At 43.9% G+C, this 21,938-nt stretch carries 17 protein-coding genes, 3 tRNA genes and 1 pseudogene; 7 read left to right on the plus strand and 14 right to left on the minus strand.

The window, feature by feature from the left end; translation table 11 throughout:
* The first annotated feature begins 22 nt into the window (after positions 1–22).
* The 6 genes and pseudogenes from pspF to GPLA_RS11710 all read left to right on the plus strand — a co-directional run bounded on the left by pspF (position 23) and on the right by GPLA_RS11710 (position 6,464).
* Positions 23–1,135, plus strand: a complete 1,113-nt coding sequence (gene pspF, locus GPLA_RS11685) for a phage shock protein operon transcriptional activator (protein ID WP_007105130.1) — start codon at positions 23–25, stop codon at positions 1,133–1,135.
* 50 nt (positions 1,136–1,185) lie between these two features.
* Complete coding sequence (locus tag GPLA_RS11690) at positions 1,186–2,775, plus strand: ABC transporter substrate-binding protein (RefSeq protein ID WP_007105131.1); 1,590 nt, start codon at positions 1,186–1,188, stop codon at positions 2,773–2,775.
* Positions 2,775–3,807 (plus strand): annotated as a pseudogene (locus GPLA_RS11695) (ABC transporter permease). Before GPLA_RS11690 ends, GPLA_RS11695 begins: the two are co-directional and overlap by 1 nt.
* Positions 3,794–4,687: an ABC transporter permease subunit gene (locus tag GPLA_RS11700; RefSeq protein WP_007105132.1), complete on the plus strand. Its 894-nt coding sequence runs from the start codon at positions 3,794–3,796 to the stop codon at positions 4,685–4,687. Before GPLA_RS11695 ends, GPLA_RS11700 begins: the two are co-directional and overlap by 14 nt.
* A complete protein-coding gene (locus GPLA_RS11705) occupies positions 4,687–5,682 on the plus strand; it encodes a peptide ABC transporter ATP-binding protein (protein WP_007105133.1) in 996 nt (331 codons plus the stop codon). Before GPLA_RS11700 ends, GPLA_RS11705 begins: the two co-directional genes overlap by 1 nt.
* A complete protein-coding gene (locus GPLA_RS11710; protein ID WP_007105134.1) occupies positions 5,679–6,464 on the plus strand; it encodes a peptide ABC transporter ATP-binding protein in 786 nt (261 codons plus the stop codon). Before GPLA_RS11705 ends, GPLA_RS11710 begins: the two co-directional genes overlap by 4 nt.
* A gap of 110 nt (positions 6,465–6,574) precedes the next feature.
* Here the strand turns inward: GPLA_RS11710 and GPLA_RS11715 are convergent, their stop codons facing one another.
* The 9 genes from GPLA_RS11715 to GPLA_RS11755 all read right to left on the minus strand — a co-directional run bounded on the left by GPLA_RS11715 (position 6,575) and on the right by GPLA_RS11755 (position 14,455).
* Positions 6,575–7,705 carry a sodium ion-translocating decarboxylase subunit beta gene (locus GPLA_RS11715; RefSeq protein ID WP_007105135.1) on the minus strand — a complete coding sequence of 377 codons (1,131 nt, stop codon included), beginning with the start codon at positions 7,703–7,705 and terminating at the stop codon, positions 6,575–6,577.
* A gap of 12 nt (positions 7,706–7,717) precedes the next feature.
* Positions 7,718–9,508, minus strand: coding sequence for a sodium-extruding oxaloacetate decarboxylase subunit alpha (oadA, locus tag GPLA_RS11720; protein WP_007105136.1), 1,791 nt, complete (start codon positions 9,506–9,508; stop codon positions 7,718–7,720).
* Positions 9,509–9,536: 28 nt separating this feature from the next.
* The gene (locus tag GPLA_RS11725) at positions 9,537–9,800 is read right to left on the minus strand and encodes an OadG family protein (RefSeq protein ID WP_007105137.1); all 264 of its coding nucleotides are present in this window, start codon (positions 9,798–9,800) and stop codon (positions 9,537–9,539) included.
* A gap of 380 nt (positions 9,801–10,180) precedes the next feature.
* Positions 10,181–10,257, minus strand: a tRNA-Arg gene (locus GPLA_RS11730).
* A gap of 47 nt (positions 10,258–10,304) precedes the next feature.
* Positions 10,305–10,381, minus strand: a tRNA-Arg gene (locus GPLA_RS11735).
* 107 nt (positions 10,382–10,488) lie between these two features.
* A tRNA-Ser gene (locus GPLA_RS11740) sits at positions 10,489–10,579 on the minus strand.
* Positions 10,580–10,931: 352 nt separating this feature from the next.
* A complete protein-coding gene (gene csrA, locus GPLA_RS11745; RefSeq protein WP_007105138.1) occupies positions 10,932–11,147 on the minus strand; it encodes a carbon storage regulator CsrA in 216 nt (71 codons plus the stop codon).
* 136 nt (positions 11,148–11,283) lie between these two features.
* On the minus strand, positions 11,284–13,881 hold the full coding sequence (gene alaS, locus GPLA_RS11750; protein ID WP_007105139.1) for an alanine--tRNA ligase: 2,598 nt from the start codon (positions 13,879–13,881) through the stop codon (positions 11,284–11,286).
* 124 nt (positions 13,882–14,005) lie between these two features.
* Positions 14,006–14,455 carry a regulatory protein RecX gene (locus GPLA_RS11755; RefSeq protein ID WP_007105140.1) on the minus strand — a complete coding sequence of 150 codons (450 nt, stop codon included), beginning with the start codon at positions 14,453–14,455 and terminating at the stop codon, positions 14,006–14,008.
* 44 nt (positions 14,456–14,499) lie between these two features.
* Here GPLA_RS11755 and GPLA_RS11760 point away from each other — a divergent pair, with 44 nt between their 5' ends.
* Positions 14,500–15,657, plus strand: coding sequence for a GNAT family N-acetyltransferase (locus GPLA_RS11760; protein ID WP_007105141.1), 1,158 nt, complete (start codon positions 14,500–14,502; stop codon positions 15,655–15,657).
* Between the two features lie 26 nt (positions 15,658–15,683).
* On the opposite strand, the gene GPLA_RS11765 is transcribed toward GPLA_RS11760, so the two are convergent.
* From GPLA_RS11765 to GPLA_RS11785, 5 genes are all read right to left on the minus strand, one after another.
* On the minus strand, positions 15,684–16,271 hold the full coding sequence (locus GPLA_RS11765; protein ID WP_007105142.1) for a DUF938 domain-containing protein: 588 nt from the start codon (positions 16,269–16,271) through the stop codon (positions 15,684–15,686).
* Between the two features lie 26 nt (positions 16,272–16,297).
* Positions 16,298–18,922, minus strand: coding sequence for a methionine synthase (gene metH / locus GPLA_RS11770; RefSeq protein WP_007105143.1), 2,625 nt, complete (start codon positions 18,920–18,922; stop codon positions 16,298–16,300).
* A 91-nt stretch (positions 18,923–19,013) separates the two neighbouring features.
* Positions 19,014–20,072 carry a homocysteine S-methyltransferase family protein gene (locus tag GPLA_RS11775; RefSeq protein ID WP_007105144.1) on the minus strand — a complete coding sequence of 353 codons (1,059 nt, stop codon included), beginning with the start codon at positions 20,070–20,072 and terminating at the stop codon, positions 19,014–19,016.
* A gap of 33 nt (positions 20,073–20,105) precedes the next feature.
* Positions 20,106–21,032 (minus strand): homoserine O-acetyltransferase MetA, encoded by a 927-nt coding sequence (metA, locus tag GPLA_RS11780; RefSeq protein WP_007105145.1) that lies wholly within the window; start codon positions 21,030–21,032, stop codon positions 20,106–20,108.
* 579 nt (positions 21,033–21,611) lie between these two features.
* Positions 21,612–21,938, minus strand: a 327-nt coding sequence (locus GPLA_RS11785) for a hypothetical protein (RefSeq protein WP_226993099.1), incomplete at its 5' end; no start/stop codon positions are given.

Consider the following 21,938-nt stretch of genomic DNA (forward strand, 5'->3'; position numbering starts at 1 on the left):
ACACCACTTTTTGAGGATATTGATGAACCGCTTTCGCCAACAAGATAATTTGTTAGGACAATCCAACAGTTTCCTCGAGGTGCTAGAGCAAATATCTCAAATTGCGCCGCTAAATAAACCCGTGTTAATTATCGGAGAACGCGGTACGGGTAAAGAAGGCGTAGCCGCTCGATTACACTATCTGTCTAAGCGTTGGGATCAAACTTATTCGAAGCTTAATTGCGCGGCCTTAAGCGAAAGTTTACTGGAAAGTGAATTATTCGGTTATGAAGCTGGGGCGTTTACCGGCGCAGCCAAAAGACGAGAAGGCCGCTTTGAGGCGGCAGATAACGGTACCCTATTTCTCGACGAGTTAGCCAATACCTCAGGTTTGATTCAAGAAAAATTGCTACGTGTTATCGAATATGGAGAGTTTGAACGTGTTGGTGGCTCTAAAAGTGTCAAAGTGGATATTCGTCTAGTTGCTGCAACGAATGAAGATTTACCCGCTTTGGCACAAAGTGGCGAATTTAGAGCGGATTTACTCGATCGCTTAGCCTTTGATGTCATTACCTTGCCGCCACTTCGTGAACGTAAAGACGATATCATGATGCTGGCTGAACATTTCGCCATTAACATGGCCCGAGAATTAGAAATGGAGCTTTTCAGTGGGTTTACTGAAAAAGCAAAGCGAGTTTTATTAGAGCACCATTGGCCAGGTAATATCCGCGAACTCAAAAATGTTGTAGAACGGGCAGTATATCGCGCCAATAATCCAGATTTACCCGTGCACAATATCGTGCTTGATCCCTTTGAGTCAGCCTACCGCCCGGTTAATCGAATGCGAACAACTGATCGTATCAAAGCGATTGAAGTTCCCGTTTCTCAGCCGGAAACAATAACGACTGCCCCCCATAATCACCCCGTTGAAAGTAACGCAAATACCCATGCTCAGCATACCAACACCTTTCATTTCCCTGTTGATTTAAAGGAGCTTTCTCAAGATTTTGAAATAGATTTAATTAAACAAGCCCTCGCTGAAAGCCAATACAATCAGAAAAAAACGGCTGACCGGCTGTCATTGACCTATCATCAGTTGCGTGGCTATCTAAAAAAATATAATTTACTCGAAACACCTCCTGAAGACAGAGAATAACGATTATGAATGTTCGTCGTCTGCATATTTCCATCTCTTCTCCTGTGTGCATGGTGTTAGTGTGTATATTGTCGCTAATGGGTTGTAGCCCGGATAAAAATGAATATAAGCACCCCAAAGGCATTATATATTGCTCGGAAGGAAATCCCGCTAGCTTCAACCCCCAACTTGACACGTCCGGCACAACAGTTGATGTATCATCTCATCAAATCTACGATCGCCTATTAGATTTCGACTTGGTCACAGGGGAAACCGTATCAGGGCTAGCCAGTAGTTGGACGACCAGCGAAGACGGCCTAATATATACGTTTCAATTGCGCAAAAATGTAGAATTTCAAAACACATCCTATTTCACCCCCACCCGTTCATTTGACGCAGATGACGTGGTTTTCAGTTTTAACCGCTGGCGGGATAAGAATCACCCCTATCACTATGTATCAGGTGGGCGATATCCTTACATTAATAGCGTTGGGTTAGCCGATTTGATCAGCGATGTAAAACGTATTAATCGCTACCGAGTTGAAATTACCTTGGTGCGAGCAGAGAGTTCCTTTTTATCTAATTTAGCCACAGATTTTTCTATTATTTTATCGGCTGAATATGCAGACCAATTACAAGCCGCTGGGACGCCAGAACTCATTGACACTCAACCCATAGGTACCGGCCCATTTAAATTCAAAAGCTTCCGCCAAGACAGATATGTTCGCTTCGACGCGCACCCTCAGTATTGGCGTGAACGCAGCAGCACTGGGCAACTTATTTTTGATATTACCCCTTCGAGTTCACTACGCCTCGCGAAGTTAATGACGGGTGAATGTGACTCAATGGCCTTTCCCACGCACAGTCAGCTCGACATTATTCGTAAACGTAAAGAACTGATATTAGATGAGAAACCTGGCCTGAATGTCGGATTCTGGGCGTTCAATACCACCAAACCTCCTTTTGACAACCCTGAAGTGCGTAAGGCACTTGCAATGGCTATCGACAAAAATGCTCTGATGGAAGCTATTTATTTCGGTAGCGCCATCCCGGCGGCCTCAATTATTCCCCCCTCGTCTTGGGCGTTTCAGCCAGATTCCAAGAGCAGTATTTACAATCCGTTAGGGGCGGCAAAGCTGCTTCGAGAGAACGGTATTGAAGAAGGATTTAGCATGACCATTTGGGCCATGCCTGTTGAACGAGCTTATAATCCAAATGCAATGAAAATGGCAGAACTGATGCAGCGTTATTTACGTGATGTCGGCATTCAAGCAAACATTGTTAGCTACGAGTGGTCTACTTTTCGAGCTCGTTTGAACCAAGGATTGCATGATTCGGTGTTAATAGGTTGGTCGGCTGATAACGGCGATCCAGATAATTTTTTCCGTCCGTTACTCACCTGCTCTGCGATCGAATCTGGTACTAACCGTGCTCGGTGGTGCTCAAAAGAATACGATACCCTTATTGATAAAGCGCTGACTTATACCAATCAGGAGGACCGTGCTTATTTTTATAGTAAAGCCATAGAGTTAATTAATGAAAAGATGCCCCTCATGCCAATTGCTCATGCATTTCGCTATCAAGCCTATCGAGACAATGTCACAGGTATTGAGATCAATCCTTATGGCGGGATCCAGTTTAGAAATGTGAGTAAGCAATAATGCTAAAAATCATGTTACGTCATATTAGCTTGCTTACGCTAACCTTACTTATTTTAAGTTTTTTCTCGTTTTCACTAGCGTATTTATTTCCGGGCGATCCGCTGGTTAACTTAACAGGTATTCGCAATAGCTCAGAGCAGGGTTATGCATTGTTAGCTCAACAATACGCCATGCAGGACTCATTTATCAGTCAATATTGGCAGTACGTAAATCATTTATTTGCTGGAAACTGGGGACTTAGTTTTAGTTCTGGTTTGCCTTTGGCCGAGGAGATTAGCCGTTCATTAGCTGCCAGTGTCGAACTCAGTGCCTATGCATTAATATTTTCCTTCGTTATCGGGTTACCTTTAGGGTTTCTCGCCGGTTTACGCCATCATAAATTTATCGATTTTTCGCTATTATCAGCCAGTGTAATAGGTTATTCCATCCCTGTTTTTTGGCTGGCGTTGATTGCGATACTGATTTTTTCGATCCAGCTAGGTTGGTTCCCACTTTCCGGCCGAATTAGTTTACTTTACGATATTCCTTATCAGACGGGATTTATCTTGGTTGATATTCTACTCAGTGATGTACCTGACAAGGAGTTTGCGTTTCAAGATGCTCTGCAACATCTAGTGCTACCAAGTGTATCAATCGCCATTGTGACCTGCACTATTGTATTACGTATCACGCGCCGCTCTGTGATTGAAGTCATGAACAGTGAATATATTCAAGCTGCCTACGCCCGAGGCTTAAGCCCGCGACAAGTTTTTTTTGCGCCATGGAGTAAAAAACGCCCTTATTCCTATTTTGCCGTTATTGGTGATGCAATTTACTACCTTGCTGACAAACGCCATGATAGTGGAAACTATTTTTTCATGGCCGGGTATTGGTAATGGTCTAATTCAAGCTATTTACCAACGAGATTTCCCGGCGATACGAGCAGGAATGTTAGCCGTTTCTGCCTTAGTACTGACCTTTACCATCACAATTGATATGGTGATCCAAATATTCGATCCAGCTCGCAGAAGGCCAGAACATGCCACGTCTTAATTTATATCAAGAAGAGTTTTATCCTTCGCCGATACAGAATACTTGGAAAGAATTTAAAGAGAATCATGCTGCCTTGATGAGTCTTTACTGTGTCATATTCTTTATTTTTGTCATGATTTTTGGCCCGCTGCTGGCACCGTTTGATCCCCTGCAGCAACACATTGAATTTTTATTAGTCCCACCAGCATGGGACAACAATGGCGATATTAGTCATTTGTTCGGTACCGATGGATTAGGCCGAGATATGCTGTCACGCATCATTTATGGATGCCGGATGACCTTTGGGATCAGCTTAGTACTGGTCATCATTTCTATGCTAATAGGTGTATCTCTTGGCGCGATGGCCGGTATGAGCAAAGGTCTACGTTCTAGTGTTGTAAACCATCTACTCGATTCCATTATGGCAATCCCTACCCTGCTCATTGCTATCATCATCATTGCGATTGTTGGTACAGGTTTAGTCAATAGCATGTGGGCAATTTCGCTTGCGCTAATCCCTCAATTTATCCATCAAACTCGGGATATAGTGCGCCAAAAGATGAAAAAAGAGTATGTTTTGGCAGCCCAACTTGACGGTGCCGGTAAGGTACATATCTTCTTCAATTCGATTTTACCCAACATGGCTGAAATGTTGGTAGTACAGGTGACACTAGCGCTTTCTGTGGCAATCCTGGATATCAGTGCATTAGGTTTCTTAAATCTAGGAGCACAGGCACCATCACCGGAATTAGGTGCATTGTTATCAGAAGGCTTGGCGTCAGCTTATGTGGCTCCATGGAACATAGCTATGCCTGGTGCGGCGATATTTTTGATGATGATGTCCATTAACCTAGTCGGTGATGGCTTGCGCTCAGCCTTACGCTACAGGTTACTTCGCTAATGAGTTTACTCGACATTAAAAACCTCACGCTAGAAATAGATTCTCAGAGCGGTTGGATAAAAGCGTTAGACAAAATAAATCTGGTGATAAATGAAGGTCAGATCCACGCGCTTGTCGGTGAATCAGGCTCAGGTAAAAGTATTATCGTTAAAGCCATAGTCGGTGCTATTTCAGACCGCTGGCGTATTACCGCAGACCGCATGACCTGGCGCGGCCAAGACTTATTAACCATGTCAGTGCGTGAGCGGCGGAAGATCATTCGCTCTGATATTTCGGTTATCTTTCAAAATCCAAAAAGTTCGCTCGATCCAATTGTCACCCTGGGCGATCAATTGAAAGAAGTTATTTTAGCCACACGCTTAGAAAAAGGTATGTTTTGGAACCGCGCTAAACGACGTAAAAAATATGCATCTGAACTACTTCATCGAGTGGGAATAAAAGATCATGAGGTATATATGCGCAGCCTGCCTCATCAAATTCCTAACGATATATGCCAAAAATTTATGATAGCGATGGCATTAGCGTCACAACCTAAATTGATTATTGCCGACGATCCTACTCGGGGTATGGAAATCACCGATAAAAGTCAAATATTAAAGTTACTTAGTCGAGTGAATCAAGTTCGTAAGATGAGCATACTTTTTGTGAGCCATGATTTACTGGCTATTTCGAGTATGGCAGACCATATGACGGTACTGTATTGTGGACAAACGGTGGAAAGCGGCCGTATGTCACAATTACGTAAACGAGCGTTACATCCTTATACTAAGGCTCTGTTAGAGAGCGCGCCGAGCTTTCGTAGCGATTTACCGCCGAAATCACCGTTACCCTCCTTAGGTGGCACTATTCCTACATTTCAACACCTTCCAATAGGTTGCCGGTTAGGTCCTCGCTGCCCTAGAGCGCGCAGAGAGTGTGTAAAAGTGCCTGAGGTACGCCGGATCCACGAGCATACCTATAGTTGTCATTTTCCGTTACATCGAGATAAAAAGTGAACGATCTACTCTCAGTTGAAAACTTAACGTTCGAAAATTGTCACGGTAAACGTTGGCAGCGTAAAGGTACAAAATTTACCTTAGGGCCGGTCAATTTTAGTATCCGAGCTGGGGAAACACTGGCCATAGTAGGTGCCAACGGCTCAGGTAAGTCGCTATTAGCGAAATTATTGGTCGGTCTTGAGCAGCCAGACAGCGGTGCTATTTACCTTAATGAGCGAAAGCTGGAACAATACGATAATAAACATCGAGTGCTGAATATTCGGATGGTGTTTCAAAACAGCAATGAATCATTGAATCCAGGGATCACCTTAAGCTCAATATTAGAAGAGCCACTGAAACTAAATACTAATCTTGACTCACAGGCACGTATGCGCAAAGTGGAGCAAACCTTGAAGCTCGTTGGTTTGCTACCTGAACATCGTTTCTTCTACCGTCATATGCTCTCTGACGGCCAGCGACAGCGCGTAGCCCTCGCCCGTGCAATTATTCTTAACCCTCAGGTGATCGTAGCTGATGAGCCATTTGCGGCACTCGATCCATCGGTACGCTCACAAACCGTGAACCTACTGATGGAATTGCAACGAGAACTGGGCCTTGGTTTTATCTTTATCTCCCATAATTTGGGGATAGTCCGGCATATTAGTGACAAGATTTTGGTCATGAAACAAGGGAAGGTAGTAGAGTCCGGCAAAACAGATGTCATCTTTCATTGGCCGAAAGACGAGTATACCAAAAAGTTAGTGCAAGCCCACCAAGCCTTAATAAGCGGCCAAGACTAAATTAATTTACTGCGGACAATTATCAATAGAATTTAAACTATCAGCACGCATCAAAACGTTTAGAGGCACTCGCCACTAAACGTTCAATTTAACCACGTGTAATATCCCTGTTAACCCACTAACGCAAGCAGGATACCTGCCGCAACAGCCGAACCAAGCACACCGGCAACGTTCGGTCCCATGGCGTGCATCAGTAAGAAGTTATGGGGGTTAGTCTCGAGCCCGACCTTGTTTACGACCCGCGCAGCCATAGGCACTGCCGATACACCCGCTGCGCCAATTAACGGATTAATTTTCTCACTGGAGAATTTACCCAAGGCTTTCGCCATTAGAATTCCAGCGGCGGTGCCTATTGAAAACGCTATCGCGCCCAGCCCCAATATCCCTAAGGTTTCCAAAGTCAAAAACTTATCCGCAGATAGTTTAGATCCCACTGCTAAGCCGAGAAAAATAGTCACAATATTAATCAGCTCATTTTGTGCCGTATTACTGAGACGATCGACCACGCCAGACTCTTTCATCAAGTTACCAAGACAGAACATTCCCACCAAAGGCGTGGCAGAAGGTAAAAATAAAATCGTCATTAACAGCACAGCCAATGGGAAGATTATTTTCTCGCGCTTAGAGACAATTCTCAGCTGAGCCATTTTGATATTTCGTTCTTCTGGTGTCGTCAACAAACGCATGATCGGCGGTTGAATGATTGGTACCAACGCCATGTAAGAATACGCAGCCACTGCAATAGCCCCTAATAATTCAGGGGCTAATTTTGAGGCTAAAAATATCGCTGTTGGCCCATCCGCACCTCCTATGATGGCAATGGCCGATGCGTCCTTTAAGGTAAATTCGAACCCGGGCACCAAGTTCAAGGCTATTGCCCCAAATAAAGTCCCAAAAATACCGAATTGAGCCGCAGCACCCAGTAACAGCATTCGTGGATTAGCGATTAACGCACTAAAATCTGTCATTGCCCCCACGCCCATAAATATCAGCAACGGGAATACGCCAGTTTCGATACCGACATAATAAATGTAATAAAGCAGGCCGCCTGGTTCGCTAAATCCCGCTAATGGGATGTTGGTTAGAATTGCGCCGAAGCCAATAGGTACGAGTAACAAGGGCTCAAACTTTTTAACAATGGCTAAAAATAGTAATAAGCACCCTACCGCCATCATGACTATTTGACCGAGCTCGAAATGCGCCAGCGAAGTGCTTTGCCAAAGTAAGGTTAATTTATCCATCGGTATTTCCCTTTAACCTAGCGTCAGCATAGTTTGGCCTGATTGCACTGCATCACCTTCTTTGACAAATATGTCACGAATAGTACCCGAAGCAGTTGAGCGGATTTCCGTTTCCATTTTCATGGCTTCCATGATGAGAATGACATCCCCTTCGCTAATTTCATCCCCTTGGCGAACCAATAGCTTAAATACATTACCAGCCAGAGGAGCCATAACGTCTTCTCCCGCTCCGGCTTCGGTAGCAGACACAACCGCATTATTCTGCTGCTCGCTAGCACCTGCAACTTGGATATCTGTTAACTGACCACCTTGACCCACCTCAACTGCGTATACTTTGCCGTCAACGCGCACTGAGTAAGACTCAGTCGCCTTGGTAGACGTTGCAGGGGCTGATGAGGACGGGCTGACATCATCCGCGCTTGGAATCGGTTCGAATGCATCTGGATTATGACGATTTTTAAGAAATTTCAGCCCAATCTGCGGAAACAAAGCGTAAGTTAAAACATCATCAATAACGTCATCAGCTAAAGTAATGCCCTGTTCTTGTGCTTGGGTTAATAATTCTTGCTCTAGGGATGCGAGTTCATCTTCTAACAAATCAGCCGGGCGGCAGGTGATGGCTGCTTTGCCATCAAGCACTCGTGCTTGTAGTGCTTTGTTTACTGGCGCGGCTGTCGCACCGTATTCGCCTTTTAATACGCCAGCCGTTTCTTTGGTAATACTTTTATAACGCTCGCCGGTTAACACATTTAACACAGACTGCGTGCCGACAATTTGTGAAGTAGGCGTGACCAGTGGTATAAAACCAAGATCTTCGCGTACACGAGGAATCTCTTTCAATACTTCATCTAATTTATCTTGCGCATTTTGCTCAACCAGCTGCGACTCCATATTCGTCAGCATGCCACCAGGCACTTGAGCAAGTAAAATACGTGCATCAACCCCTTTCAAGCTACCTTCAAACTTGGCATATTTCTTCCGCACATCGCGAAAATACGCAGCGATTTCAGCAAGCAGAGGTAAATCAAGTCCAGTATCACGCGGGGTATCTTCGACTATCGCAACTATGGTTTCCGTTGCTGTATGCCCATAGGTCATGCTCATCGACGAAATTGATGTATCAAGAATATCAATGCCTGCGTCTATCGCTTTCTGATAGGTGGCAGTGCTTAACCCAGTGGTAGCGTGACACTGCATAGCAATTGGCACACTCACAGTCTCTTTAAGGCGCGTAATGAGCTCTTCGCAAGCATAGGGCTTAAGTAATCCCGCCATATCCTTGATACAAATGGAATGCACACCTAAGTCTTCCAGTTGTTTAGCCATATCCAGCCACAATTGCAGTGAATGAACAGGACTGACTGTATAAGAAATAGTCCCTTGGGCATGAGCTCCAACTTTAATTGCAGAATTCACCGCTGTTTTTAGATTACGAATATCATTCATCGCATCAAAAATTCGAAATACATCCACACCACTCACGTGAGCACGTTCTACAAATTTTTCAACAACATCATCAGCATAGTGCCGATAGCCCAGCAAATTTTGTCCACGTAACAACATTTGTTGCTTGGTATTAGGCATGGCTTGTTTCAGTAAACGAATGCGTTCCCATGGATCCTCCCCAAGATAACGTATACAGGAATCAAATGTCGCACCACCCCATGTTTCTAGGGACCAGTACCCGACCTGATCAAGTTTTGCAGCAATGGGCAACATATCTTCGATACGCATACGAGTGGCGAGTAAAGATTGGTGTGCGTCCCGCAGCACGACGTCCGTGATGGCTAATGGTTTTGACATCTTGGGTTCCTATTTATAATGAGTAAAATTAGTGTTGACGGCGATACTGTTCGACAGCAGCAGAGATTGCTGCAACGACTGGCGCAGGTACACCTGACTGACTGGTAGCTGGCGCGGCGCGGTTATGCATGTTTTTGCTAGCGCTCGGCGTGTCCTCAGGAAACTTAGCCGAAGCCCAAGCAATGACGTTCACAGCCCCGATCAGCAACGTCAGAAAGAGAAAAACCACTGACATACCCACTAAAAGGAGCATTCCAGCTTCAAGTAATAACGACGTGACATCAGGTTGCATAGTTAGTATTTCTCCGATAACTGACAAAACGACCCGATAAGTACCATGAGCGTAGGCAGAAAACAACTTTTACAGGCAAGCAAAAACGAATAAAAAATAAGAAATAATTCACTTTTATTGCATTATTACCCAAAAAATAGCATTTACTGCTGAATACTTGGGTAACTCAAGGCTGATATCATGGTAAATAGACCTAAGCACGACGTAAAAAGGCAAGTTCAAGCATAATCTAGCCGTCGTGTTATATGTGACAATGCTGATAATTTTAGAACGGTCCAGCGGTCACAAGTTTGCGCTGTCATCACAGCGATGATGCACTTAATTTTTTGAGTGAGAAAACAGGCAAAAAAAAACCCACTGAAACAGTGGGTTTTTTAATATGGTGCGCATGGAAGGATTCGAACCTCCGACCACCTGGTTCGTAGCCAGGTACTCTATCCAGCTGAGCTACATGCGCAAAAACGGGATGATTTAATATAAGACTAACATATCAAATTTTAAAAATGGTGCGCATGGAAGGATTCGAACCTCCGACCACCTGGTTCGTAGCCAGGTACTCTATCCAGCTGAGCTACATGCGCAAACTCGGTATTAAGTAAAACATATTAGGCACACTACCCTGTTTTACTAAAGCTTATTTCCTTTAGTCTAAGCTTCTTAATAATATTTCTATTATCGTATTAAGTAATGGCGGAGAGGGAGGGATTCGAACCCTCGATACGAGTAATACGTATGGTTCCTTAGCAGGGAACTGGTTTCAGCCACTCACCCACCTCTCCGGAAAACCTTTAAATTTTTGCTGCTGATTTATTTGCTGCCTGAGTATTATGCCAACGCATAATCCATCTGACAAAGGCCTTATTTACTTAACTTCCTTAGCTCGGGAAGCGCCTTTCACCGTTTGGTGTGTCTCCTAAATCTGGAGCCGAATTCTACCTACACACAGAAGTAAGTCAAACACTTTTTATAAAGATTTAAACTGCTTGCTGCTATTTTGAGCCGTTCGTACAAAAAACGTCTTATAATAGCGATAATTCATCGCTTCCCAGTAAATTTTATGGATTTTAGAGGTGAATTTTTTGCATAAAAAAAGCTGGATGAACCAGCTTTTTTTATCAGTAGAACATAAATTTAATTATCTTCATCTGACGTAGATTGATCATGTTCAGCCAGCTGACCATTTTTTTCAGCTTGAATTCGCATGTAAATCTCTTCTCGGTGAACAGATACTTCTTTTGGTGCATTCACCCCAATTCTTACCTGATTACCTTTAACCCCTAATACCGTTACTGTGACTTCGTCACCGACCATCAAGGTTTCACCAACACGACGGGTCAAAATTAGCATTCTTTAGCTCCTTATCCGTTTACAAAAAAATAATCCCTAATTTAAAACTAGCGTATCCCTTTGAAATTACCAAAGAATTACACACCCGACCTTTCCTTATTTTTGTTGTCACAGCAAAAATTAGTCGATAATACGCTTATAGCCTTTCTTGCAACCAGCCTGCAACTGAAGCGATTGCACTGTCTAAATTCTCTGGTTGTGAGCCGCCAGCTTGAGCCATGTCAGGACGACCACCGCCTTTTCCACCTACTTGCTGAGCGACAAAGTTCACTAACTCACCAGCTTTTACTTTCTGAGTTAAATCTTTGGTCACACCGGCAATTAGACTCACCTTATCGTTATTCGCTACGCCTAATAATATGACGCCACTGCCGATTTGGTTTTTCAGATCATCTATGATGGAGCGTAATGCGCCACTTTCAATGCCTTGTAAATGATAAGACAACACTTTTACCCCATTTATTTCATTTATCTGGGATAAAAGATCACTTCCTGCACTACTTGCGATTTCCTGCTTAAGGCGAGTCACTTCTTTTTCGAGTATTTTTGTCTGCTCAAGAAGCTGCGTGACGCGATCGCCTACCGTACTCACATCCGTTTTTAAGACACCGCTGATGGAGCTTAGTTCGCTTGCTTGTTGCTGTACATGCTGCAAGGCATTTAATCCGGTCACGGCTTCAATACGTCTTACACCGGATGCGATGCCACTTTCAGAGATAATTTTAAATAGCCCAATGTCACCAGTACGCGCAACATGTGTGCCGCCGCATAGCTCCATTGAAAAGCCACCCATGGACACAACGCGCACATCGTCATCGTACTTTTCACCGAATAAAGCCATTGCACCAGCCTCTTTGGCCTGCTCAAGTCCCATCAGTTGGGTCTGCAAAGCATGATTAGCAAGTATCTGTTCGTTGACCATAGTTTCAACGGCCGCAATCTGTTGCTTATTCATGGCTTCAAAGTGCGAGAAATCGAAACGTAGGCGTTCAGCTTGAACTAAAGAACCTTTTTGATTGACATGTTCACCGAGAATCGATTTCAGCGCAGCATGCATCAAGTGCGTGGCGCTGTGATTTAGTTTAATCGCGTGGCGCCTTTTGCCATCCAATTTCGCTTCAACTTTGTCACCTACTGCGATAGTACTTGTTGCTATACCTTTGTGCGCAATGGCCTTGCCTAACTTTACGGTATCGGTGACGGTAAAATCGCCCGTCTCGCTCGCTAGCACACCAATGTCACCGGCTTGGCCACCTGATTCCGCATAGAATGGACTTTCATCAAGGATCAGCGTGCCTTTGTCGCCTGAGGCTAGCTCATTAACAGATTCACCTTGAAAGAATATCTCCCGCACCTGGGCAGTATTTTGCTCTTGTTCATAGCCGACAAACACCGATTCAAGATCGCTGCGCAGTTGCTCGTTGTAATCTAAATCGAACTGACTGGCTTTCTGGGCACGTTTGCGTTGCTCTGCCATTGCTTGATCGAAGCCTTCCTCATCAATACTCAGGCCTTTTTCACGCGCTACGTCATTGGTTAAATCCGCAGGAAAACCGTAAGTATCGTATAACTTGAAAACCACATCCCCTGGCACGACTTTGCCATCGAGTTCTGCCAAGGTATCGTTCAAAATAAGCATGCCTCGCTCAAGCGTGCGTGAGAATTGTTCTTCTTCAACACGCAGGACTTTCTCAATGATCGCCCGCTGCTCATTTAGCTCAGGATAAGCATCCCCCATCTCCTGTGCCAAAGCGCCTACCAACTTGTAGAAGAACACCCCATTCGCACCCAATTTGTTTCCGTGACGCACTGCGCGGCGAATAATACGTCGTAGCACGTACCCACGACCTTCATTTGATGGCATGACGCCATCAGTGATTAAAAAGCTACAAGAACGAATATGGTCCGCTACCACACGCAATGACTTATCATCAAGGCTTGTGGTGCCAACTAAATCAGCTGTGGCTTTGATCAAATTTTGAAAAATGTCGATTTCATAGTTGCTATGCACGTTTTGTAAAATAGCTGAAATACGCTCTAAACCCATGCCAGTGTCTATCGAAGGTTTAGGCAAAGGTTGCATATCGCCATTTGCTTGACGATTAAACTGCATGAATACTAAGTTCCATATTTCAATAAAGCGATCGCCATCTTCTTCAGGCGATCCTGGTGGTCCACCCCAAATATGTTCGCCGTGGTCATAAAAAACCTCAGAACAAGGGCCGCAAGGACCTGTATCGCCCATAGACCAGAAGTTATCTGAGGTCGCAATACGAATAATCTTGTCTTTTGGAAGCCCAATATCCTTGTGCCAAATGTCAAACGCTTCATCATCTTCTGAATATACGGTCACCAGCAGCTTGTCTTTTGGTAGCTTCAACTCTTCGGTCAAAAAAGACCAAGCATAACCAATCGCTTGGTGTTTAAAATAATCACCGAAACTAAAATTACCGAGCATTTCAAAAAAAGTGTGATGACGTGCTGTATAACCCACGTTTTCTAAATCATTGTGCTTACCGCCAGCTCGTACACATCGTTGAGAAGACACTGCACGGGTGTATTTACGTTGTTCAGTACCGAGGAAAACATCTTTAAACTGATTCATGCCCGCATTGGTGAATAACAAAGTTGGATCGTCACCCGGAACCAGAGACGAACTAGAAACTTTTTGATGCCCTTTATCTGCAAAAAAATCTAAAAAGGCCTGCCGAATTTGCGCTGTGCTCTTACTCATTGATGATCCTGAAACAACATTTATTGATTTGAGGGTAAAAACGGCCTTAAACGGCCATTTCTATATATTAGTTGGTGGTAACGATAGCATGTTTTCCCCAGTCTTGTTAAGGACTTCACTGCACTTAGAACGCACTTTCCAAGCGACGAATTTGCTCATGACTAAACCCTCGATATTGCAAAAAACGGTTACGTTTTTGTTGCTCCGGCCAATCCTTGGCTGGTTTATGACCAAATTTTTTCACAGCAACCTGTAACACCAACTCATCCCAATCTATCTCCTGCTCAGCTATCGCTTGCTCGATTAATTCATCTGCTACGTGTTGCTGATTAAGTTCGTGACGAATTCGTTGCTCCCCAACACCTTTTGCAACCCGACTGCGCACAATCATTTCAGCAAACCGTAAATCACTTTGGATATCAGCTTCTTGAAATTGCTTAATGCGCTCCACACAAAGCGCTTGCTCATATCCCTTCGCTAGCAATTTCTGTAACAATTCATGGTGACTATGTTCGCGCATAGATAAATATTTGGTAATACTATATTTAATGTTCTTACTTTCGTTATCTGTCATATCAGGTAATATAATCGCCCTATAAAGGGATCCTGTAGAGTGTTATGCGCCAAACATTTAATTTTAAATTTCTAAGCAGCATAGAGCAAATCGACAGTGAGAGTTGGCATGCATTGGCTCACAATAGTGATCCTTTTCATCAGTACGCCTTCATCGAAGCGCTTGAACGTTCAAGTTCAGTTGAGCCGAAAACAGGCTGGCATCCACAACATCTTACAATCTACCAAGGTGAAACCTTGGTGGGCATTCTACCTTTGTATATCAAAAATCACAGTTATGGCGAATACGTATTTGATTTTGCCTGGGCCAATACCTACCGTGAATATGGTCTTAATTACTATCCAAAATTAGTCTGTGCTATTCCGTTTACACCGGTTTCCGGTTCGCGTTTATTGGTTAAAAATGAGGTCGACCAGGACCAGCTTATTCCGCAATTATGTAAAGCGATTCAAAAGCATGCCATTCAAAACGGCCTGTCCTCTATGCACTGGTTGTTCGTGCCTGAGCCCTTGAGCACGGCCCTGAATAAAGAACAGCATATGGTCAGAAGAGCGGTTCAGTTTCAATGGTTTAATCGGAATTTCCGTAATTATGATGACTTCAGCGCAACACTCACCTCCAGACGACGTAAATCAATCCGTAATGAAAGGCGAAAAGTCCAAGAGCAAGACGTTCAGGTCGAGCGTATCTACGGAGCAAATATTAATCCTGAACATATTGACTTCTTCTATCAATGTTACCAACAAACTTACTTAAAACGCAGTGGGCACCGGGGTTACCTCAACCGTGACTTTTTTACCCGCCTTTATCATTCCATGCAAAGTAATATATTGTTGGTAATCGCAACACGCAACGGCCAGCCTCTGGCTAGCGCCTTTTATCTATTTGACGATAAACAACTTTATGGGCGCTATTGGGGGGCACTAGAAGACGTTAATAACCTGCATTATGAATGTTGTTATTATCAAGGTATTGAATTTTGCATCGAGCATAATATCAGTTCTTTTAACCCTGGAACTCAAGGTGAACACAAAATTTTACGCGGCTTTGAACCCATTTATTGTTATTCAAATCACTGGCTAGCCGAAGCTGCATTTCAAGACGGCGTGCGACGTTTTTTACGTCAGGAAGATAGCAATATTGAAACCTACAAAGCAAATGCCGCAGAATTATTACCGTTTAAAATAATATCCGATAACTAGAATTTAAATTCAGCTATTAAGCTAAGTTACGGTTTGCGCCAAATAAGCATCATGTTATTTGCTGGCATAGAATGCTGCTCTGCCAGCACCAATCCACTGGCCCATTTTTGCAACTCCGCTATATCTCTTATACCACCGCATCCCTCGTTCAATAAATGTTGATTGAATGATTGATTACTGGCGCTGGTAAATTCACCGTTGACAGTGAACGGACCGTATTGACAGAAAATCCCACCTGAAGATAAGTTTTGCGCCACGAGCTGCATCATTATTTGTGCTTCATGGGGCTGCATAATATGCGTGGTATTGGCTGTATATACGCTATCAACGTCATTACACGGCCATTCATCAACACCTATATGAAATTGCAACGGACTGCGCACGTTACCTATTGTTAATTCCGCCAGCCAAGCATCAATGCTGCTATGATTGTGGGCTAAATCGCTGGTTTGCCAGAGTATATGAGGTAACGCAGGCGCAAAATAAGCGGCATGCTGTCCCGTTCCCGAACCGATTTCGAGTAAGCGAGTGTGACCCGATAACGCCTCTTTTAGCACAGCTAAAATGGGCTCTCTATTATTGTCGCATGAAGGGCTAAAACGTTTTTCTGTCATTGTGTCACACTCATTCTGGTTCAACGTTAGCTATTTAGATTAGGACCAAGCCATTTTTCCGCCTCTAATTCCGACCAACTTTTACGTTGCGCATAATCAAGCATTTGATCTTTTTGTATCTGTGCGACGGCGAAATAACGGGACTCAGGGTGAGAAAAATACCAACCAGACACCGCGGCACCTGGCCACATTGCATAACTTTCCGTGAGTTTCATCCCGGTGTTTTTCTCTGCGTCGAGCAAATCCCAAATAGCTTGTTTTTCAGTGTGTTCAGGACAAGCCGCGTAACCGGGAGCAGGACGAATACCTTGATATTTTTCACGAATAAGCTCCTCGTTACTCAGTGATTCATCCGGTACAAAGCCCCAAATTTCTTTGCGTACTTTTTCGTGTAAATATTCAGCAAAACCCTCAGCCAAACGATCCGCCAATGCTTTAACCATAATACCGTTGTAGTCATCACCGTCCGCAATATATGCGCTGGCGAGTTCATCTTCACCGATACCTGTGGTAACGGCAAATGCGCCCATATAATCGGCTTTACCTGTGGATTTAGGCGCGATAAAATCGCTCAAGCAATTATTAAACCCCTTAGTTTTCTCAGTTTGCTGGCGCAAATGGTGGCACACTTCACGTACTTCCTTGCGTTGTTCGTCACTATAAATTTCAATGTCATCATCAACTCGATTAGCAGGAAATATCCCCACAACGCCCTTGGCTTGCAATTTATTGTTAGCGCATAAGTCATCAAGCAGAGCAATAGCGTCATCAAACAACGATTGCGCCTCTTTTCCCACGACCTCGTCTTGCAAAATCCGCGGATATTTCCCCGCTAAAGACCAGGTTAGAAAAAATGGCGTCCAATCAATATACGCACGTAACTCCTGTAAGGTTACTGACACGGTTCTGACACCTAATGTTTTAGGTACCGGTGGGGTGTATTGGCTCCAATCAAAATCGAAACCATTGGCACGGGCCTTTTCCAACGAAACAGGGCGGCTACGAGGCTTTTTGCGCGCATGTTGCTCACGGACAACATCGTACTCTTTTGATATTTGCAGGGCATAGGCAGGGCGATGCTCTTTAGATATAAGCTTTTGACACACGCCAACGGCTCGACTTGCATTAGGAACGTAAACTACCGGTTGGTCGTAGTTTTGCTCGATTTTAACCGCAGTATGCGCCTTTGAGGTTGTTGCACCACCAATTAACAAGGGTAAATCCAAACCTAGACGTTGCATTTCCTTAGCGACGTAGACCATTTCATCCAAAGAAGGCGTAATCAAACCAGACAAGCCAATCATGTCGACATTTTCATCTTTGGCAACCTGAAGAATTTTGGCACAAGGCACCATGACTCCGAGATCAATAATTTCAAAGTTATTACATTGCAGCACCACACCAACAATGTTCTTGCCTATGTCATGTACATCGCCTTTCACCGTCGCCAGTAAAATCTTGCCATTGGTACTACCCACATCTTTTGTGGCTTCAATGTAAGGGTTCAAGTATGCAACTGCTTTTTTCATAACCCGCGCGGATTTAACCACTTGCGGCAGGAACATCTTGCCTTCCCCAAACAAGTCCCCCACTACATTCATACCGTCCATTAAGGGACCTTCGATGACGTGTAACGGCTTCTCAGCTTGCTGACGAGCGAGTTCTGTATCCTCATCAATATAATCAGTAATCCCCCGCACTAAAGCATGCTCTAAGCGTTTATTCACAGGTAACTCACGCCACTCTAGGTTTTCTTTTACTTGCGCTTTACCGTCACCCTGATACTTAGGTGCGAGCTCTAGTAAACGGTCGGTCGCATCCGCATTACGATTCAAGATTACATCTTCAACCGCTTCTTTTAGCTCCGCTGGGATTTGATCGTACACTTCAAGCTGACCGGCATTAACGATGCCCATATCCATACCGGCTTTAATGGCATGGTATAAGAACACCGAATGCATGGCTTCACGCACCGGGTTGTTACCGCGAAATGAAAATGAAACATTTGATAGGCCACCAGAGATATGCGCGTGGGGTAATTTCTGCGTTATGCGACGCGTAGCATTGATAAAGTCCACCGCATAGTTGTTATGCTCTTCAATACCGGTAGCCACGGCGAAGATATTAGGGTCGAATATGATATCTTCAGGCGGGAAACCTATTTTCTCTGTTAAAAGCTGATAACTACGCTGACAAATTTCAAATTTACGATCTTCCGTATCGGCTTGCCCAGCCTCATCAAAGGCCATAACGACAGTTGCCGCACCATAGCGCTTAAGCAATTTAGCCTGATGTAAGAAGTTTTCCTCACCTTCTTTTAAGCTAATAGAGTTTACGATTGCCTTACCTTGCACACACTTTAAGCCGGCTTCAATAACAGACCATTTTGACGAGTCAATCATGATAGGTACACGAGAAATATCAGGCTCTGAGGCAATTAAATTCAAGAAACGGGTCATGGCCGCTTCTGAATCGAGCATGGCTTCGTCCATGTTAATATCGATGATCTGCGCACCGTTTTCTACTTGCTGACGAGCAACATCTAGCGCTTTCTCAAAATCGCCTTCTAAAATGAGCCGTTTGAACATGGCAGAGCCCGTTACATTAGTACGCTCGCCGACATTAATAAAGGATGCTCTTGCTTTGATCATAGGTCACTCAGTCTACTAAATTTTTTCACTTTGTTACTTCGTGGGCCGTTGCTATTTAGTCGCCCACGGTCAATATATATTTGTCAGTTAATTAATGCACAAACGGCTCAAGTCCCGATAAACGCAGCTTCACTTCACGTTTAGGAATTGCCCGAGGTGCAACACCATCAACCACACTGGCAATCGCGGCGATGTGCTCAGGCGTTGAACCACAACACCCACCCACAATGTTAACTAAACCGGACTGTGCCCACTCGCGAATATGTTCAGCCATTTCATCACTTTCAAGGTCGTACTCACCAAACTCATTTGGCAAACCAGCATTCGGATGCGCCGACACAAGGCACTCTGCTACGGTGGACACCTCGTCCACATACTGGCGCAGTAGATCAGGGCCTAGTGCGCAATTTAATCCAAAAGAAAATGGGCTGGTATGACGCATGGAATAATAGAACGCTTCAGCAGTCTGACCTGATAAAGTGCGCCCTGAGGCATCGGTGATCGTGCCTGAAATCATAACAGGTAGGTTTTTGCCTAATTCATCGAAAACCACGTCAACAGCAAACGCAGCAGCTTTTGCATTCAAGGTATCAAAAATGGTTTCAATCATAATCAAATCTGCTCCCCCTTCAATTAGTCCGTGTGTCGCTTCGACGTATGCTTCGACCAACTCATCGAAGGTAACGTTACGCTCACCAGGATCGTTCACATTGGGAGAAATAGAAGCAGTGCGGCTCGTTGGCCCTAATACACCTGCAACAAAACGCGGTTTTTCCGGCGTGAGTGCACTGTATTTATCCGCCGCTTTACGTGCGAGCTTTGCAGACTCAATGTTTATCTCTTTTGCCAGCGACTGCATATTATAATCCGCCATAGAAATAGTCGTAGCATTGAAGGTATTCGTTTCAATAATATCCGCCCCTGCGGCAAGATAAGCACAATGAATATCAAATATGGCTTCAGGCTGGGTAAGGGTCAATAGATCATTGTTCCCTTTAACGTCGCTATGCCAATCCACAAATCGCTCTCCACGATAATCATCTTCTTGAAAATCATGAGCTTGGATCATAGTCCCCATAGCGCCGTCTAAAATAAGAATACGTGTTTTTGCAGCGTCGTGTAGTGCTTGTTCTGAAGATACCGTTGACACATTATTTCCTTTAAAACTGATAAATAAGTTGCTCTAATCTTTATTCGACAAAGATGCCAAATCATAGGGAGTATTCTGGTATACGTAGTAGTTTAACCAATTAGTAAACAGCAGACTACCGTGGGCTCGCCATGTCACCATTGGTGTGCATTGGGGATCATCATCAGGATAATAATTTTCAGGAATGATCGCATTCAAACCGGCTTTTACATCACGTTGGTACTCTTGATCTAAACTGTCAGGATCATACTCAGGATGCCCAGTAACAAATACTAACCGCCGATCTTCAGATGCGACGAGGTAGGCGCCGGTTTTTTCAGAACTGGCCAAAACCTTCAAGCCTTCCACTGACTCATAGTCCGCAACACTGATTTCACCATAACGTGAGTGAGGGGCATAGAAAACAGGGTCAAAGCCGCGCATCAATTCATTGTGTTCATCTTGTACCTGATGAGGAAATATCCCACTGAGTTTAACATCACGTAAACTGCGATTCTTGCCATAGAAATGATATAAAGCGGCATGGGCGGCCCAACATGAAAACAAAGTAGATTGCACATGACGTCGCGCCCATTCCAGCACAACTTTCATTCTTTCCCAATATTTAACGTCATCATAGTCAAGCAACGCCAAAGGCGCACCAGTGACTATTAACCCATCGTACTGTTTGTCTGCCACATCATCGAAGTTGTGATAAAAAGCTTTCATATGGGATTCTGGTGTGTTCTTCGGTGCCTGATTATCGATACGGATCAAGTCGACATTGATTTGCAAAGGTGTATTCGACAACAAACGTAAAAATTGCACTTCTGTTTCCATCTTATTCGGCATTAGATTCAAGATACCGACTTCCAGAGGACGAATATCCTGCATGGCGGCACGATCAGTATCCATCACAAAAATATTCTCACTGTTTAAAATGCTTTGCGCAGGCAATTCAGTAGGGATACGAATAGGCATAATGACTCCAAGATGGGTTGAGATGCACTAAATTTGGAGCAAAACGCATTGAATGTCAACATCTTTACGTCTAGACGTCTAAACGTAAACTTATGAAAAATATTTTTATCTATATGTATTACGACATCAAATTTGAGATTTATGCCAACAGTGAGATCCCGGTGCAGCCCTTTAGAGTCAAGCAGTTTCATTTTTCGAATTTACGCGGAGTATCCATTTGGCGCTCAACTGGTTACGAATTACAGTTTAGGTTGGTTATGTTATTTATAGAGAAATGCCTTTAATGGAATGAGCTTCCTAAAAAGAAGCATACAGCGCTCCTCCGCAGGACACTTTACTCTAATGGGTTCGATGATTGCTGTCGGAATCTATCCAATCGTCCAGATTTTTTTATAATTTCTCCATCGTCGAACACAGCTTTTTCTAAACGTGATTTGGTAAAATTCGTTGAAGATCGCCTTATGAAACCGCTCCAAAATACCGTCACCTGCTACGACACCTCTTTCTTCTTGTTGTGGTCGATTGTTCGTGTCAAAAGTTAAGTTAAAGCCAAAATAGTACTATTTATTAACAGGGAAGTTAGCGCAGACCCTTGGTGGCGATTCCAAAAGCCTTATCTGGTAGTTCTTGTTTTTCGTCAAACATGACTATACTTCTTCGGTAATCTTTTAGTGCATGTAGCGCGACTTCGAAATAGTTTTCGCATAAATCAAGACCATAAGTTATCCCATCTGCTTTAGAGCCATATCCCCAGCTTGCTTTTAACTCTCCACATTCTTTGTGTGTATGGCCATTCATTTCAATCATGACACTATCGTTGCAAATGTCACAAATACGGTTTACAACAGTTTCAACCACTTTCTCTGCTAAGATTTTCATTGCGATACCTAAAATAATTAGTTTGTA

The sequence above is a fragment of the Paraglaciecola polaris LMG 21857 genome (assembly GCF_000315055.1).
In the GTDB taxonomy this organism is placed as follows: domain Bacteria; phylum Pseudomonadota; class Gammaproteobacteria; order Enterobacterales; family Alteromonadaceae; genus Paraglaciecola; species Paraglaciecola polaris.

Coding starts and splice junctions, on each gene's coding strand:
- pspF (WP_007105130.1), top strand. CDS start 23: ATGAACCGCTTTCGCCAACAAGATAATTTGTTAGGACAATCCAACAGT.
- GPLA_RS11690 (WP_007105131.1), top strand. CDS start 1,186: ATGGTGTTAGTGTGTATATTGTCGCTAATGGGTTGTAGCCCGGATAAA.
- GPLA_RS11700 (WP_007105132.1), top strand. CDS start 3,794: ATGCCACGTCTTAATTTATATCAAGAAGAGTTTTATCCTTCGCCGATA.
- GPLA_RS11705 (WP_007105133.1), top strand. CDS start 4,687: ATGAGTTTACTCGACATTAAAAACCTCACGCTAGAAATAGATTCTCAG.
- GPLA_RS11715 (WP_007105135.1), bottom strand. CDS start 7,705: ATGGATAAATTAACCTTACTTTGGCAAAGCACTTCGCTGGCGCATTTC.
- oadA (WP_007105136.1), bottom strand. CDS start 9,508: ATGTCAAAACCATTAGCCATCACGGACGTCGTGCTGCGGGACGCACAC.
- GPLA_RS11725 (WP_007105137.1), bottom strand. CDS start 9,800: ATGCAACCTGATGTCACGTCGTTATTACTTGAAGCTGGAATGCTCCTT.
- csrA (WP_007105138.1), bottom strand. CDS start 11,147: ATGCTAATTTTGACCCGTCGTGTTGGTGAAACCTTGATGGTCGGTGAC.
- alaS (WP_007105139.1), bottom strand. CDS start 13,881: ATGAGTAAGAGCACAGCGCAAATTCGGCAGGCCTTTTTAGATTTTTTT.
- GPLA_RS11755 (WP_007105140.1), bottom strand. CDS start 14,455: ATGACAGATAACGAAAGTAAGAACATTAAATATAGTATTACCAAATAT.
- GPLA_RS11760 (WP_007105141.1), top strand. CDS start 14,500: ATGCGCCAAACATTTAATTTTAAATTTCTAAGCAGCATAGAGCAAATC.
- GPLA_RS11765 (WP_007105142.1), bottom strand. CDS start 16,271: ATGACAGAAAAACGTTTTAGCCCTTCATGCGACAATAATAGAGAGCCC.
- metH (WP_007105143.1), bottom strand. CDS start 18,922: ATGATCAAAGCAAGAGCATCCTTTATTAATGTCGGCGAGCGTACTAAT.
- metA (WP_007105145.1), bottom strand. CDS start 21,032: ATGCCTATTCGTATCCCTACTGAATTGCCTGCGCAAAGCATTTTAAAC.